At 71.2% G+C, this 14,237-nt stretch carries 15 protein-coding genes; 12 read left to right on the forward strand and 3 right to left on the reverse strand.

Translation table 11 applies throughout. The features are described 5' to 3' along the window. Positions 1-7: 7 nt before the first annotated feature. Genes ABUW04_RS32055 through ABUW04_RS32080 form a run of 6 tightly spaced genes read left to right on the forward strand, consistent with a single transcriptional unit; the run spans position 8 to position 5,978 of the window. A complete protein-coding gene (locus ABUW04_RS32055) occupies positions 8-766 on the forward strand; it encodes a phosphotransferase (RefSeq protein ID WP_380567996.1) in 759 nt (252 codons plus the stop codon). Further along, complete coding sequence (locus ABUW04_RS32060) at positions 763-1,407, forward strand: histidine phosphatase family protein (RefSeq protein WP_380567997.1); 645 nt, start codon at positions 763-765, stop codon at positions 1,405-1,407. The genes ABUW04_RS32055 and ABUW04_RS32060 overlap by 4 nt, the downstream gene beginning before the upstream one ends. Then, on the forward strand, positions 1,404-2,243 hold the full coding sequence (locus ABUW04_RS32065) for an aminoglycoside phosphotransferase family protein (RefSeq protein ID WP_380567998.1): 840 nt from the start codon (positions 1,404-1,406) through the stop codon (positions 2,241-2,243). The genes ABUW04_RS32060 and ABUW04_RS32065 overlap by 4 nt, the downstream gene beginning before the upstream one ends. 32 nt (positions 2,244-2,275) lie before the next feature. Continuing rightward, positions 2,276-3,250, forward strand: coding sequence for an NAD-dependent epimerase/dehydratase family protein (locus ABUW04_RS32070; RefSeq protein WP_380567999.1), 975 nt, complete (start codon positions 2,276-2,278; stop codon positions 3,248-3,250). Next, on the forward strand, positions 3,247-4,002 hold the full coding sequence (locus tag ABUW04_RS32075; RefSeq protein ID WP_380568000.1) for a 3-deoxy-manno-octulosonate cytidylyltransferase: 756 nt from the start codon (positions 3,247-3,249) through the stop codon (positions 4,000-4,002). The genes ABUW04_RS32070 and ABUW04_RS32075 overlap by 4 nt, the downstream gene beginning before the upstream one ends. A gap of 44 nt (positions 4,003-4,046) precedes the next feature. After that, a complete protein-coding gene (locus tag ABUW04_RS32080) occupies positions 4,047-5,978 on the forward strand; it encodes an ABC transporter ATP-binding protein (RefSeq protein WP_380568001.1) in 1,932 nt (643 codons plus the stop codon). A 512-nt stretch (positions 5,979-6,490) separates the two neighbouring features. Here the strand turns inward: ABUW04_RS32080 and ABUW04_RS32085 are convergent. After that, a complete protein-coding gene (locus tag ABUW04_RS32085) occupies positions 6,491-7,138 on the reverse strand; it encodes a TetR/AcrR family transcriptional regulator (RefSeq protein WP_380568002.1) in 648 nt (215 codons plus the stop codon). 42 nt (positions 7,139-7,180) lie between these two features. Between ABUW04_RS32085 and ABUW04_RS32090 the strand changes: the two genes are divergently transcribed. From ABUW04_RS32090 to ABUW04_RS32115, 6 genes are all read left to right on the forward strand, one after another. Continuing rightward, complete coding sequence (locus ABUW04_RS32090; RefSeq protein ID WP_380568003.1) at positions 7,181-8,341, forward strand: ABC transporter permease; 1,161 nt, start codon at positions 7,181-7,183, stop codon at positions 8,339-8,341. Then, positions 8,338-9,234, forward strand: coding sequence for an ABC transporter ATP-binding protein (locus tag ABUW04_RS32095; RefSeq protein ID WP_380568004.1), 897 nt, complete (start codon positions 8,338-8,340; stop codon positions 9,232-9,234). Before ABUW04_RS32090 ends, ABUW04_RS32095 begins: the two co-directional genes overlap by 4 nt. Further along, the gene (locus tag ABUW04_RS32100; RefSeq protein WP_380568005.1) at positions 9,231-10,103 is read left to right on the forward strand and encodes an ABC transporter ATP-binding protein; all 873 of its coding nucleotides are present in this window, start codon (positions 9,231-9,233) and stop codon (positions 10,101-10,103) included. Before ABUW04_RS32095 ends, ABUW04_RS32100 begins: the two co-directional genes overlap by 4 nt. Before the next feature lie 352 nt (positions 10,104-10,455). After that, positions 10,456-11,790, forward strand: coding sequence for a DUF1254 domain-containing protein (locus tag ABUW04_RS32105; RefSeq protein WP_380568007.1), 1,335 nt, complete (start codon positions 10,456-10,458; stop codon positions 11,788-11,790). After that, positions 11,783-12,460: a GAP family protein gene (locus ABUW04_RS32110; protein ID WP_380568008.1), complete on the forward strand. Its 678-nt coding sequence runs from the start codon at positions 11,783-11,785 to the stop codon at positions 12,458-12,460. The genes ABUW04_RS32105 and ABUW04_RS32110 overlap by 8 nt, the downstream gene beginning before the upstream one ends. A 12-nt stretch (positions 12,461-12,472) precedes the next feature. Then, positions 12,473-12,868 carry a hypothetical protein gene (locus ABUW04_RS32115; protein ID WP_380568009.1) on the forward strand — a complete coding sequence of 132 codons (396 nt, stop codon included), beginning with the start codon at positions 12,473-12,475 and terminating at the stop codon, positions 12,866-12,868. 36 nt (positions 12,869-12,904) lie between these two features. Here ABUW04_RS32115 and ABUW04_RS32120 read toward each other — a convergent pair whose 3' ends face one another. Both ABUW04_RS32120 and ABUW04_RS32125 read right to left on the reverse strand, forming a co-directional pair. Continuing rightward, positions 12,905-13,180, reverse strand: coding sequence for a hypothetical protein (locus ABUW04_RS32120; protein ID WP_380568010.1), 276 nt, complete (start codon positions 13,178-13,180; stop codon positions 12,905-12,907). A gap of 14 nt (positions 13,181-13,194) precedes the next feature. Further along, the gene (locus tag ABUW04_RS32125) at positions 13,195-14,235 is read right to left on the reverse strand and encodes a DnaB-like helicase N-terminal domain-containing protein (protein ID WP_380568011.1); all 1,041 of its coding nucleotides are present in this window, start codon (positions 14,233-14,235) and stop codon (positions 13,195-13,197) included. Positions 14,236-14,237 lie beyond the last annotated feature (2 nt).

Below are 14,237 nucleotides of genomic sequence, written 5' to 3' on the forward strand. Positions count from 1 at the left end.
CGGTCCGGTGAACCAGGTGCCGTTCACCAAGCAGTACCGCACCAAGGCAGAGCGCCAGACCGCGGAGCGCAACTACTACTGGCTCTGGAAAAAGGCCCCGGAGCTGGGGCTGCCGCTGCTGCTGAAGGTCAGCAACACCAGCCTGGACTTCGAGCCCCTGCCAGGACGCCACGCGCACCCCAGCGACCTGCCGCAGTTGGCCGCCCTGCTCGGCGGCGTCCACGGCCGGGCATGGGCGGTCGAGCTGCGCGGCGCCCGACTCGACCAGCCCTGGCGGACCGCCGACAGCCGGATACCGGACTACCTCCAGACCCGGCAGGAGGCGCTGCACCGCCGGGCCGAGAGCGGGTACCTGCCCCCCGACGGCTCGCTGCTGCGGCTCCTGCGCACGCTGGAGACCACCGCCACCGGGCCAGCGGCGTTCTACAAGGACAGCAACCCCCGCAACTTCCTGCTGACCACCGCCGGCGAGGTACGCACCGTCGACTTCGACGACCTCACCCTGGCCCCCTTCGGCTACGACCTGGCCAAGCTGCTGCACACCCTCGCCCTGGCCCACGGCCGCCTGTCCCCCGCACGCCTCCACACTGCCCGCGACGCCTACAACGCCGCCGCCAGCCGCTACGGCCCGGGACTGACCGTGAGCGAGGACGCCCTGGTGGCACACCTGCAACTGCACCAGGCCCTCACCGCGCCGTACCACGACCGCCCCCACTACCCGTATGCGCCGCGTCCGGCGCAACCCGCCTCCGGGAGCACCCCGTGATCGAGACCGAACTCGTCCTGCTGCGCCACGGCCAGGCCCAGTGCAACCGCGACGGCGTCGTCGGCGGCCCGCTCACCTGCACCGGCCTGACCGACCAGGGCACCATCCAGGTCGAACGCGCCGCGCGCCGCCTGGCTGCCGAACACGCCGAGCGCCCGTTCGACGTCCTGCTGGCCGGCCCGCGCCTGCGGCTGCGCCAGACCGGCCAACTCCTCGCGGACTCGCTCAACCTGCCGCTGACGATCGAGCCGGTCCTCGACGGCCCGGTGCACGGCGCCGCAGACGGCCACCCCTGGCGCACCGTCAAGGACCAGCACGGCGGCGGCCCCCACGCCCACCCCGACCAGCCCTGGGCCGAAGGCTCCGACACCTGGAACGGCTACCTCCACCGCGCCGGCCTCGCCTTCGACCAGCTCATCGAGCAGCACCGCGGCACGCGCGTCCTGCTGGCGGTCCACGGCGAAAGCGTCCAGGCCCTGCACACCCTGCTCCTCGGCCCGATCGACCAGGCCGCGGTCGGCTTCACCGTCGACCACGCCTCCCTCACCCGCTGGCAGCACCACCGCAACACCCGCGGCCAGCGGCGCTGGCTGCTGGAGCGGCACAACGACACCGCCCACGTGGGGGAGCCGCAGCCGTGACCGCCTCGCTGACCGACCCCCGCCTGGAACTGGCCCGCATCGTCGCTGGCGAGGTCACCGTCCACCCCGACCCGCGCCTGCCCGAGCGCATCCTGCACCTGACCGACGCCCAGGGCCGGGGCTTCTACGCCAAGCAGCACCAGCAGCCCGCCCGCTTCGCCCAGGAACTGCGCGCCTACGCCAACTGGTCGCACCACCTCGGCGCGAAAGTCCCCGCCCTCAAGGCCCACCACGAGGCCAGCCTCACCCTGCTCCTGAGCGAAGTGCCCGGCACCCCCGTCACCGCCCTGCCCTTGGACCACCCGGACCAGCCCCGGATCTACGAGGCAGCCGGCGCGGCCCTTCGCGCCCTGCACGCCGCCACCCTCACCCCGCCGGCGTCCGAACTCGGCCGACAGCTCGCGCTCCGGCTCACCGGCTGGGCCGACCGCGCCCACCAGGCCGGCCTGACCAGCGCCGCCGCCCGCGCGTTCCTGCACGCCGCCGCAGCCGACCTGGCCGAGGCCGAACTCGAAGCAGCCGCCTGCCACTTGGACTACCAACCCCGCAACTGGTGCTGGTCACCGGACACCGGGCTGGCGGTTGTCGACTTCGAGCACATGCGCCCCGACGCCCGCCTGCGCGACCTCGCCCGCCTGCACCACCGGCACTGGCCCACCGCCCCGCACCTGCGCGACGCCTTCCACCGCGGCTACGGCACACCCACCACCGCCGAGAGCGCCATCCTGCACACCTTCGGCGCCTACGAGGCCGCCACCGCCCTGGTCCGCGGACACGAGACCGGCGACCAGACCCTCCACGACTACGGCACCAACCTGCTCGAACGCCTCATGTGACCGCGCACCCACTACCCGAACGGAGACCGAACGTGAACACCAGCACCAGCCCCCGCAGGGTCGTCGTCACCGGAGCCGCCGGATTCATCGGCTCCCACCTGACCGACGCCCTGCTGAACAACGGCACCACCGTCATCGCCGTCGACAAGCGCGACCACAACGACCCAGCCGCCGCCGCCAACCTCGCCCCCCTGCACGGCCGCCCCGGCTACCACCCCGTCACCGCCGACCTGCGCGACTGCGCCCTGCAACCGCTCCTCCTGGACGCCGACGCCGTCTTCCACCTCGCCGGCATCCCCGGCGTCCGCCCCTCCTGGGGACCGCAGTTCAGCGAGTACATCGACGCCAACGTCCTGGCCACCCAGCGCCTGATGGACACCGCCACCGCGATGCGCGTGCCGCGGGTCGTCGTCGCCTCCTCCTCCAGCGTCTACGGCGTCACCGACGGCCTGCCCAGCATCGAGAGCGACCACCCCGCCCCCGCCTCCCCCTACGCGGTGACCAAACTCGCCGAGGAACAGCTCAGCCTGGCCCACGCCGCCCGGCACGGCAGCGCCACCACCGTCGTCGCCCTGCGGTACTTCACTGTCTACGGCCCCCGCCAGCGCCCCGACATGTTCATCCACCGCGCCCTGCACGCCGCCGCCACCGGCCAGCCCCTGCGCCTGTACGGCGACGGGCACCAGCGCCGTGACTTCACCTACGTCACCGACGCCGTGGCCGCCACCATCGCCGCCGCGACCACCGAGGAGGCCAACCTCGTCATCAACGTCGGCAGCAGCGCCAACACCTCCCTGCACGAGATCATCGCCCTGGCCGAACAGCTCACCGGACAGGCGATCGACCTCCAGGCCCAGGGCACCCGCGACGGCGACATCCCCAGCACCTGCGCCGACCGCACCCGCGCCAAGCAACTCCTCTCCTGGATGCCCATGACGGACCTGCGGACCGGCATGCGCGAGCAGCTCAACGCCCTGGTCGCCCGCCAGCAGCCGGCCGCCGCATGAGCGCCGCCCAGACGCCGGACCACCTGGCGATCATCCCCGCCCGCTGGGGCTCCACACGGTTCCCCGGCAAGCCCCTGGCCGACCTCGGCGGCCACCCCCTGTTCTGGCACGTCCACCAGCGCTGCCTCCGGGCCAAGCTCATCGTCGGCGCGGTCGTGGCCACCGACGACCCTCGCATCGTCAAGGCGTGCGAGACCTACGACGTGCCCTGTGTCCTGACCGGACCCTGCGCCACCGGCACCGACCGCGTCGCCCAGGCCGCCCAACAGCTCACCGCCGACGGCTACATCAACGTCCAGGGCGACGAACCCTTCATCGACCCCGGCGCCATCGACGCCGTCTCCTACGCCCTGGCCAACGACCCGCTGGGCGCCGACGCCGTCAACGCCTGCACCCCCATCGACCACCCTGACGACGTCAACGACCCGAACATCGTCAAGGCCGTCGGCGACAGCGAGAACAACGCCCTGATGTTCTCCCGCCTCCCCATCCCCTTCGCACGTGGACAGCACCCCGGATACCTGCGGCAACTCGGCCTCTACGCCATGACCGGCAGCGCCCTTCTCACTTTCGCGGAACTACCCCAAAGCCCTCTCGAACGGGCCGAATCTGTAGAGATGCTGCGCCTGATCGAACACGGACACCGGGTCCGGCTGCTGCGCACCCGCGACGGCGGCCCCGCCGTCGACACCCCCGCTGACCTCGACCAGGCCCGCCAGTACCTCCGGCAATGGGCCGAGCCCCACCTCTGACCGGACCTGTATCAGCTGCGTGCCCCAGGGAGAGGTAGAGAGCCGTGACGACGACGGTGACGGAGCAAGAGGAACCGCAAGAGCCCGAGGAGACGCCCGCTGCCGCGCAGAGCGAGGTGCTGCGGTGGGCGCACCCCGGCGGAGACAGCGACGAGATCCCCGAGCACATCAACCTGGGCGCGATGCGCCGGCGGCTGCCGCGGCTGGTGCGGACCTCGTTCGCGCTGGCGTGGCAGGTCGACCGGCGCCGGACCGCGTTGCTGATGTTCTGCCAACTGGCGTCGGGGCTACTGTCGGCGCTCGGTCTGTTCGTCACCACCAAGGCCCTCCAGAGTGTGATCGCCGCGGCCTCGCAGCCCTCGCGGCTGCATCAGGCTCTGCCGTCAGTGATCGTGCTGGCAGCGGCTGCCGGGGTGCGGGCGCTGCTGGGCATCGTGATCCAGGCCCAGTCGCAGCGCCTCTCGCCGCGCATGCAGCGCGAGGTCGGGCACCGGCTGTTGGCAGCCGGCACCCGCACCGAGATGGCCACCTACGACCGCCCCGGCTTCGCCGACAGCTACGACCAGGCCGAGCGCGGCGTCGACCAGGCGCAGATGGCGATCGGCCAGACCCAGAACCTGGTCTCCTCCACCGCCACCCTCGTCTCCGCCGCCGTCGTGGTCGGGACGCTCTACCCGCTGCTGCTCCCGCTGCTCGCCCTCGCCGCCGTACCGCAGATCGCCACCTCGCTGCGCGCGGAGCGGGTCACCTATGTGGCCAACGTCGCCACCTTCCGCGACCGGCGGGTGCTGTACCTCCTGCGCTGGTACATGGTCGCCAAGGACCAGGCCGACCAGATCCGCACCGACACTCTCGTCCCCTTCCTCCTCGGCCAGTACCGCGCCGCCGGCGAGCGGGTCGACCGCACCACCGACAAGGCCGTGTCCCAGCGCGCCCGCATCACGCTGACCGGTGCACTGGCCAGCGGCGGAGCCTCCGCAGTGCTCTGGGCGGCGCTGTGGCTGCTGCTGGACACCGGCCGCATCAGCACCGCCGTCGCCGGCACCGCCGTCTTCGCCCTGCGCAGCGCCTTCGGCGGACTTCAGGGCATCGTCGGCTTCGGCAGCGACCTGCTGCGCACCGGCTTCTACCTGGACGACGCAGAGCGCTTCGTCGAGCAGGCCCAGCGAGAACAGATCGGCGCGGTCCGCGGCACGATCAAGCCCGAGCGACCGCACTGCATCGAACTCAAGGACGTCACCTTCCGCTACCCCGGCTCGGAGAAGGCGACGCTGCACGGCATCAACTTCACCGTGCGCCGCGGCGAGGTCGTCGCCGTGGTCGGAGAGAACGGCAGCGGCAAGACCACCCTGATGAAGCTCCTGTGTGGGCTCAACCTGCCCACCACCGGCAACGTGACCTGGGACGGAACACCGTTGCAGGAGCTGGACGCCGACGCGGTGTGGCGACTGTGCAGCATCGTCCCGCAGGAGTTCGCCCGCTGGCCGCTGACCGCCCGCGACAACATCACCCTCGGCCAGCCCCGCCCCGACGGCGACGACGCCGTCCACCGTGCAGCGGAGGCCAGCGGCGCCGACGACGTCATCGCCACCCTACGCTCGGGCTTGGACACCCTCCTCGCCCGCGAGATGTGGGGCGGAGTCGCCCTGTCCTCCGGCCAGTGGCAGCGCCTCGCCGTCGCCCGCGCCGACCACCGCGACGCCGCGCTCATGGTCATGGACGAACCCACCAGCGACCTCGACGCCCGCGCCGAACACCGCATCTTCACCGGCCTGCGCGCCCTGGCCGCCGACCGCGCCATCGTGCTGGTCACCCACAACCTGACCAACACCGCCGTCGCCGACCGCATCGTCTGCATCGAACGCGGCCGCATCGTCCAACAGGGCACCTACCGCGCGCTGACCACCGAGCCCGGCTTGTTCCGCGACCTATGGCAGCTCCAGCAAGACCGGCACTTCGGCGCAGCGTCTTCCTAAAGGCGAGCCACCACATCCCCAAACTGTGGCCGGCTACGTGTTCATCGCCAGCCCGCGTCCTTCCCAGGCAACTTGCTGCGGCCCACGCTCCCAGAACCGAAGAGAGGCTAGTCACCTTGAGTCACTACACCATCGGGCTCGCTCAACGCGAAGGAACTGCGGGACCGATTGCGGACGCCGCAGCCGTCTACAAATCCCGTGGCACCGGCAGCACCGCCGTCCCGTGGTGGACGGGATGGGTCACGACCCGGACATCATCCGCTTGGCACCCATCCTCGCCGAGACTGCCGTCCGCGTCGGCGCGGCCCGTGGTGCACTGGCCGGAGCGCTGTCGGCCGGAGCGCTGGCTTTGTTCACGAGTGCCGACAGCAGTTGCTCACGAGATTGGTCAGCAGGCCGGGGCCTGGATTTTCGAACAGCCGAGGGCAGCGCTCGGGCAGGGCGTTGGCGTGACCTGAGTGCTACCCGCGCCTGTCCGGCCGGGCATGGCCACGGGCTGGTGGTGCCGGGGGCTATCGCGGTGGGGTGGGGAGGGGGTCGGTGAGGTAGTGCTGGAGGACGGGGGCGATGCAAGCGACGAGGTGGTCGACCTCGGCCTTGGCGAGGGGGGTGATGCCGAGGATGTGGCGGCCGATGGCCATGCCGATGAGCTGGCTGGCGACCAGGGAGATCCGCAGCTGGGGCTGGTCGCGGCCCATGGCGGCGACGACGGGGCCCACGAGGGCGGCGGTCATGAACTGGCCGAAGGCTTCGGTGGCCTCGGTGTCGGAGATGACCGAGCGGACCATGGCGGCGATCGGGGCGCGGGTGACGGGGTCCTGCCACAGGCCCAGGTACAGGCGGGCCAGGCGGTGGCCCATGTCTGCGGCGTCGGTGCGGATCAGGTCGGCGATCTGCTGGTGCAGGTTCGCCGGGACGTGCAGGGTGGCGACGAACAAATCGCGCTTGCTGCCGAAGTGGTGGATCACCAGCGCCGGGTTGACTCCGGCCTCGGCGGCGATGGCGCGCACCGTGGTGGCGCTGTAGGAGCCCTGCGCGAACTGGCGCCGCGCGGCCTTGAGGATCTGCTCGCGCGCGGGGCTGTGCCCGGTGCGGCTGCCCGCCGGACGCCCGACCCGCCGGGGCTGCGATGGAGGGGCCGGATGGGTGGATTCGTTCACCTGCTGAGCCTAACTTAATTAAACACTCGTTGTATTTATGCGATGGTCCCTCCTACTCTGGCCGCGCCCGCCGCAGGCCGCGGACGGGCGTCGACCGGCGGCACCGGTACGGGTGCCCGGAGCAAGGCGGTGGGCCCTGTGTGGGCGATGATCCTCAAGGAGTTCCTGGAACTGCGGCGTGACCGGCGGACGATGGCGATGATCATCGCGTTGCCCCTGCTGCTGCTGGTGGTCTTCGGCTACGCGGCCAACTTCCGGGTCACCGACGTGCCCACATACGTCTACGGCCCGCAGGCCAGCGCGGTGGCCGCCCAGCTCAAGGCCCCGTTCGACGTGAAGAAGGTCGACCCGGCCGGGACCGAGGCACAGGCCCGCGACGCGCTGCGCTCGCAGGACGCGGGCGCGGTGGTGCTGACCCCGGCGGCCGGCCAGAAGACCTCGACGGTGCTGATCGACGGCTCGAACCTGTTCTCCGCCCAGGCCGCCGCCTCGGCGTCGCTGGCCAGCAACGGGGTCCTCAAGCCGGACGTGCTCTACAACCCGCAGCTGAAGACCTCGTGGGTGATGGTGCCCGCCCTGGTCGGCATGATCATGGCGTTTATCGGCACGATCATCACCGCGATCGGGCTGGTGCGCGAGCGCCAGGCCGGAACGCTGGAGCAGCTGGCGGTGATGCCGTTCAAGGCGTCGGACGTGATCGTGGGCAAGATCGCCCCGTACTTCGTGCTGGCGGCCGTGGACATGGTCCTGGTCACCGTGCTGGGGTGCCTGCTGTTCGGGGTGCCGTTCACCGGCAACGCGGCGGTCCTCGCGCTGGGGGCGGCGCTGTTCCTGTTCACGGTGCTGGGGATCGGGGTGCTGATCTCCTCGGTCTCGCAGAACCAGGGCCAGGCCATGCAGATGGCGCTGCTGACCCTGATGCCGCAGATCCTGCTCTCCGGGATGATCTTCCCGCTGGCGGCGATGGCCCCGGGCGTGCGCTGGATCGGCTACCTGTTCCCGCTGACGTACTTCAACATGATCTCCAACGGCGTCATGCTCCGGAACGCGCCGATCAGCTCCCTGGCGCTGCCGCTGGGCGTGCTGGCGGGAATGGCCGTGCTGGTGTTCACCGCCGCGGTCCTGCGCTTCCGCCGCGACCTGGCCCCCGCCGCCCCCAAGGCCGCCGCCCGCAGGGCCGTCCCCGCCGGGAGCGCGCGATGACCCCCGCCCCGCACGGAGCCACCCCCTCCGGCTCCGCCAACCCGGCCACGGGCACAGGCGGGGGCGGGTGGGGTGCGTTCGAGGTCACCGTCGCGTTCGGCACCACCACCGCCCTGGACCGCACCACTTTGGCCGCGGTCCCGGGCGAGGTGGCCGCAGTGGTCGGAGGCGACGGCGCGGGCAAGACCACCCTGCTGCGGACCCTGGTGGGCCGCATCCGCCCCGCCACCGGCCGCGTCTCCAGCCCGCCCACCGTGGACTGCGGGTTCATGCCCACCGGCGCCTCCGGCGTCTGGCAGGACCTGACGGTCGAGGAGAACATCGCGTTCGTGGCCGCCGCCCACCACCTGGCCGGCACCGACCTGGACGCCCGCCGAACCGAACTGCTGCAAGCCGCCGGCCTGGAGCACGCCACCGACCGCCTGGCCGGGGCCCTGTCCGGGGGCATGCGGCAGAAGCTCGCGTTCTGCCTGGCCATCCTGCACCGCCCCCAGCTGCTGGTCCTGGACGAGCCCAGCACCGGCGTGGACCCCGTCTCCCGCGTGGACCTGTGGCGCCTGATCTCCCGGGCCGCCGCCGACGGCACCGCGGTCGTCATGGCCACCACCTACCTGGACGAAGCCGAACGCGCCTCCACCTGCCTGGTCCTGGACCAGGGCCGCACCCTGGCCACCGGCACCCCCGCCGACGTCCTGGCCCACGCCCCCGGCACCCTGACCACCGGCGACGCCCCCGCCGGACCACGCGAACTGTCCTGGCGCCGCGGACGGGCCACCCGCTCCTGGCACCCCGGCCCGCCACGCCCCGGCGAAGGCCCCGTTACCGCGGACATGGAAGACACCGTGATCGCCCTGACCCTCGCCGCCCAGCAGCAGTCGGAGACCCAGCCATGACCGACACCGTCCTGATCAGCTCCGACCAGGTCACCAAACGCTACGGCTCCTTCACCGCCTGCGACACGGTCACCATGGACGTGCGCCCCGGCGAGATCGTGGGCCTGCTCGGGGCCAACGGCGCGGGCAAGACCACCCTGATCCGCCTCCTGCTCGGCCTGGTCATCCCCACCGAGGGCAGCGTCGCCGCCTTCGGCACCACCCCCGACCGCACCACCCGCAGCCGCCTGGGCTACGTCCCCCAGGGCCTGGGACTGTGGCAGACCCTGACCGTCGCCGAGAACATCTCCTTCGCCTGCGCCGCCTTCCAAGCCCCCGCCCCCACCCTGGAACCCGCCCTGGCCGCCGTCGAGCACCGCCTCGTCGGCGAGATCGGCCTCGGACTGCAACGCCAGCTCGCGTTCACCATCGCCCTGGCCCACCACCCCGAACTCCTGGTCCTGGACGAACCCACCTCCGGCGTGGACCCCCTGGCCCGCGCCCGCCTGTGGGACGCCGTCCACGACCAGGCAGACCAAGGCACCGGCGTCCTGGTCACCACCCACTACATGCAAGAAGCCCAGCAGTGCGACCGCCTGATCCTCATGTCACGTGGACGCCGCGTCGCCACCGGCACCGAAGCAGAGATCATCGGCGACACCACCGCCTGCGAAGTCGAGACCCCCCGCTGGGCCGACGCCTTCGCCGCCCTCGACGCAGCCACCCTGCCCGTCACCCTCAACGGCACCCGCGTCCGCCTGGCCGACACCCCACCCGACACCGTCCACCAAGCCCTCACCAACGCCGGCATCAACGCCCGGGTCCGCGAAGTCCCCGCCACCCTCGAAGAGAAGATGACCGTCATCGACCGCCAACCCACCACCACCTAGCACCACCAACCGACACTCCCCCCAGCCAACCGGTCCGGCGCACCTACCAACCCCACCGCGCCGGACCGACTGTCGGACACAGGAACCAAACAACACGAACAGGCCCTGCCGCCCAAACTCGTGAACAGAGCCTGGCTTTGTTGCCGAGAGCGGGAGTCGTTGTGATGCGGCTTCGGGAGTCGCTGGGCGGCCGGGGGTGCCGTGTCAGTGAGTTTGGGTGTCGGTCGAGGGCTTGCCGTTCGGCATGTGCTGTGGCAGGGAGGGGCGGGCGTCGTCGGGCGGGGTCGCGGGAGCCTGCCTAGGATCTGACCGAGGGGCCAGATGATCATCCTGCTAGGTGAGGCGGCAGCGTATGAGCGGTGCGGGTCAGGATCTGGACGCGGTGCGGCGGACGGCGGCGCAGGGGTGGGTGTACGGGCATCCGTTGCTGGAGAACTACCGCACGATGTACGCCCAGGCCGTCGATGCCGCCGACCCGCGGTACGTGGGCGGCTTCGGGAGGTTCCGGCACTATCCGCAGCCGTCGCGTCCGCAGAACACCGACATCGTGACCCCGAACAACGACACCCCGTACTCGTGGTGCTGGCTGGACCTGCGGGCCGAGCCGTGGGTGGTGTCGGTGCCTGCGGTGGACCGCTACTACGTCCTGCCGTTCCACGACCTGGACACCACCTACGTCGGCTACATCGGCGCCCGCTCCACCGGCCAGCAGCCCGGCCACTACCTGATCGCAGGCCCCGGCTGGGACGGCGAGGTTCCCGCGGGAATCGACGGGGTCCTGCGTGCGGACACCCAGCTGCTGGGCTGCCTGGGCCGCACCTACCTGGCCGGCCTGAGCGAGAAGGACGTCACCGAGCTCAAGGCCATCCAGGACCAGTACCGGCTGCACCCGCTGTCCGCCTTCACCGGCGCCACCGCACCGCCGCCTGCCCCGGTGCCGGCGTGGCCGCGCTGGCGCGAGGAGGACAGCGACGGCATCGGCTTCCTCGCGGTGCTGGACTTCCTGCTCGGCTTCTTCCCCGTCCTGCCCTCGCAGCAGGACCTGCGCGAGCGCCTGGCCGCCCTGGGCGTCGACGGCACCGGCACCTTCGACCCAGCCGCACTCGACTCCCAGGTCCGAGCCGCGATCGAGGAGGGTCTGGCCCAGGGCCGCGCGCAGGTCGAGGACGCCAAGGCGCACGCGGAGGGCTCCACCGGCCTGTTCGGCACCCGCGATCAGCTGGGCGACAACTACGTGGCCCGGTGCGTAGGCGCGGACAAGGGCCTGTACGGGCTGCCCGAGGAGGAAGCCTGGTACGGCGGCTGGATCGCCGACAGCGCCGGCCACCGCCCCCCGAACGCCGCGACCCGCGACTACACCGTCCACTACCGGCCCGACCAGCTCCCCAAGGCCCGGTTCTTCTGGTCCGCCACCCTGTACCGGCTGCCCGAACGCCTGCTGGTCGACAACCCCATCGACCGCTACTCCATCGGCGACCGCACCCCCGGCCTGGTCTACGACCCCGACGGCGGCCTGACCCTCCACATCCAGCGGGACCGGCCCGCCGACCCCGACCAGGCCGCAAACTGGCTCCCCGCCCCGGACGGCCCGTTCACCGTCATCACCCGCGTCTACGGCCCCGACCCCGCCGTCCTGGACGGCAGCTGGCACCTACCTGACCTGACTGCCGGCCCCGACCGTGGGTGACGCGATCGGGCAGATGCTGCCCTCCGCCGTCGGCATCGCCATCAGCCCGCTGCCGCTGATCGCCGTCATCCTGATGCTCGCCACCCCGAACGGCCGAACCAACGGCATCGCCTTCGCCGCCGGCTGGACCGCCGCCCTGGCACTGACCACTGCGGCCCTGGTCCTGCTCGGCTCCGGAGCCGACGCCTCCAGCGGCGACGACACCCCGGCGACCTGGGCCAGCTGGCTCAAGCTCGCCCTGGGCCTGCTGTTCGCCCTGCTCGCCGTCAAGCAGTTCACCGGCCGCCCCCGAGACGGGCAAGAGACCCAGGCCCCGGGCTGGATGAAGGCCATCGACCAGTTCACCCCGGCCAAGGCCGCCGCGCTGTCCGCCGCACTCGCGGTGGCCAACCCGAAGAACCTGGTCCTGGTCGTCGGCGGAGCCCTCGCCATCGCCGGCAGCACCGCAGGCACCGGCGGCAAGACGGTCGCCGCCGTGCTGATGGTGCTGATCGCCTCGCTGTGCACCACCGTGCCGCTGGCCGTCTACCTCTCCGGCGGCCAGCGCGCCGCCACCACCCTGGACAGCTGGAAGGCATGGATGTCCGCCCACAACGCCGCCATCATGACCGTCGTCCTGGCCGTCCTGGGCGCCAAATACATCGGCGACGCCATCAGCGCCCTCACCTGACGCACCGTAGAGGTGACATCAACTCCCACGAACATCGGTCATCGGAAGCCCCTGGGCTGGCGACTGCCGTGCCTACCACTGCTGACCACCGATCACAACCTTGCCGCCTACCTGACCAAATCCGCCCGAGAGGCGGCCGAGGTGCCCGTGACAGCGCTGGCTGACTTCGCACAGATCACGCTCGGCCTGGCAATCCCTGCCACCGTCGGCGGCGTCTTCTTACGCGCCGGCGGCCAGTTGATCCTCACCAGCGACGGCATCCATGACTTCGTTTCCTCCGAGACGATCGAAGCTCTGGTCCGCGAGCACCACGCAGCTCCGCAGTCTCTGGCGGAGGCTCTTGTATCCGCCATCGAACCAGACGCCGATGGACAGCGCGATGACGCTACAGCCGTATTTGTCAGCTGATCAGTCTCGGCAAATGCGTGGCGTACCAGAGGTCGGCTACCTCGCCTTTCGCTTCACATTGGCATCCAACATCCGCATGGTCTCAGCTGCCGCATCGAGGCTGGCAATTAGCTCCTCGTCGTCGGCCAGAAACCACAGGTCGCGGTCGAGGAGCCACCATGCGCCCTTGTAGCGGACGAAGTCTCTGATGGTCGCACTGAGGTACTGCGCCCGGCCGCTGGCCAGGGCGTCGGTCATCGCTGTGGCCTTGATCTCCCGGACGCCGCCGGATGTCGAACCAGCGGTTGCTGCGGGAAGCGTGCTGTCGATCATGCTTGTGCTCCCCTTCACGGCCGGATCTTGGGCTGGGCTTCGACCGTCGGCTGTGCAGGTGGCACCTGCACAGCTGTGGGCATGGGCTGCTCTTGGAGCGCCTGCTCAGCACGCGCCCGGTGGCCTTCGGCTGCCGTGCCCGTGACGGGACTGACCTGCTCCCCCTGCTTCACGTCGGCGATGACGCGCGCAGCATCTACCGCCAGGTCAGCTCGAAGCGTGTCCACGAGCAGGTCACGGCCGATCTCGACGGCTGTGCCGACGACGACCTCTGTGGCCAGGAGGCTTGCGAGGTAGCCCTCCATCGTGGCGTCGTAGGTGGTTCCGTCGGCGCTGTACTGCCGGCTCAGCTCCCAGGCGACCGTCAGCTCGGTGACCGGTTCGCCCTGATCGGAGACGGTGACGATGGCCTCGTAGACTTCGCGCCGCGGACCGTCCTCGAAGGTGTCGGCCGTCAACCAGACCTCGACCTCTACAACCTGCTCTCGATTCTGCAGCAGGTCCGCCAGGACCTGGTCCTCTCGCCACTGCCGGCTGCCGACGATGGGGGTCGCTGCAACCTCCACGGCGACAGCACCAGCTGCGGAGGCGCGCACCTCGGTTTCGGCGGGTGCGAGCCGAGCGACGGCCTTCGCCAGCCGGTCCAGGTGGTCCAGGTGGTCATCGACTCCACGCAACGGCCCCGCACTGGCGGCTATCCGCTCGGCCTGCGCAGCCAGCTGCCTGCGGACGAAAGCCTCCTGCACCATCCGGGCGTACACCCCGAGGTCGGCTGCGTCAGGGCCGGTCGCAGCCAGGTCCCGCAGGTAGGCGGCATCGACTCCGGGCAGGTTGAGCCGTTCCGCGAGCCTGGAGGAGAAGTCGGCTTCTCGGCCGACGCCAGTCTGCGTGACCTGTTCGGCGAGGCCGTTGACGATGGCGGCGTAGGTGGGGTTGGTGAAGCGGTCCGGAGTGAGGACGCGGCGGTAGCCCTCGAACCAGGTGGGGTCGCGAAGGAGGGCGGAGACGAGAGCCTGCTCAGCCCGCTCGCTCAGGGAAGGGGTGGGGTGGGTCATCG

Source organism: Streptacidiphilus jeojiensis, from assembly GCF_042510965.1.
Classification (GTDB): domain Bacteria; phylum Actinomycetota; class Actinomycetes; order Streptomycetales; family Streptomycetaceae; genus Streptacidiphilus; species Streptacidiphilus jeojiensis.

Excerpts from the sequence above, each read along its gene's own strand:
- ABUW04_RS32075 (WP_380568000.1), top strand. The coding sequence starts at position 3,247 with ATGAGCGCCGCCCAGACGCCGGACCACCTGGCGATCATCCCCGCCCGC.
- ABUW04_RS32125 (WP_380568011.1), bottom strand. The coding sequence starts at position 14,235 with ATGACCCACCCCACCCCTTCCCTGAGCGAGCGGGCTGAGCAGGCTCTC.
- ABUW04_RS32100 (WP_380568005.1), top strand. The coding sequence starts at position 9,231 with ATGACCGACACCGTCCTGATCAGCTCCGACCAGGTCACCAAACGCTAC.
- ABUW04_RS32105 (WP_380568007.1), top strand. The coding sequence starts at position 10,456 with ATGAGCGGTGCGGGTCAGGATCTGGACGCGGTGCGGCGGACGGCGGCG.
- ABUW04_RS32095 (WP_380568004.1), top strand. The coding sequence starts at position 8,338 with ATGACCCCCGCCCCGCACGGAGCCACCCCCTCCGGCTCCGCCAACCCG.
- ABUW04_RS32090 (WP_380568003.1), top strand. The coding sequence starts at position 7,181 with ATGGTCCCTCCTACTCTGGCCGCGCCCGCCGCAGGCCGCGGACGGGCG.
- ABUW04_RS32120 (WP_380568010.1), bottom strand. The coding sequence starts at position 13,180 with ATGATCGACAGCACGCTTCCCGCAGCAACCGCTGGTTCGACATCCGGC.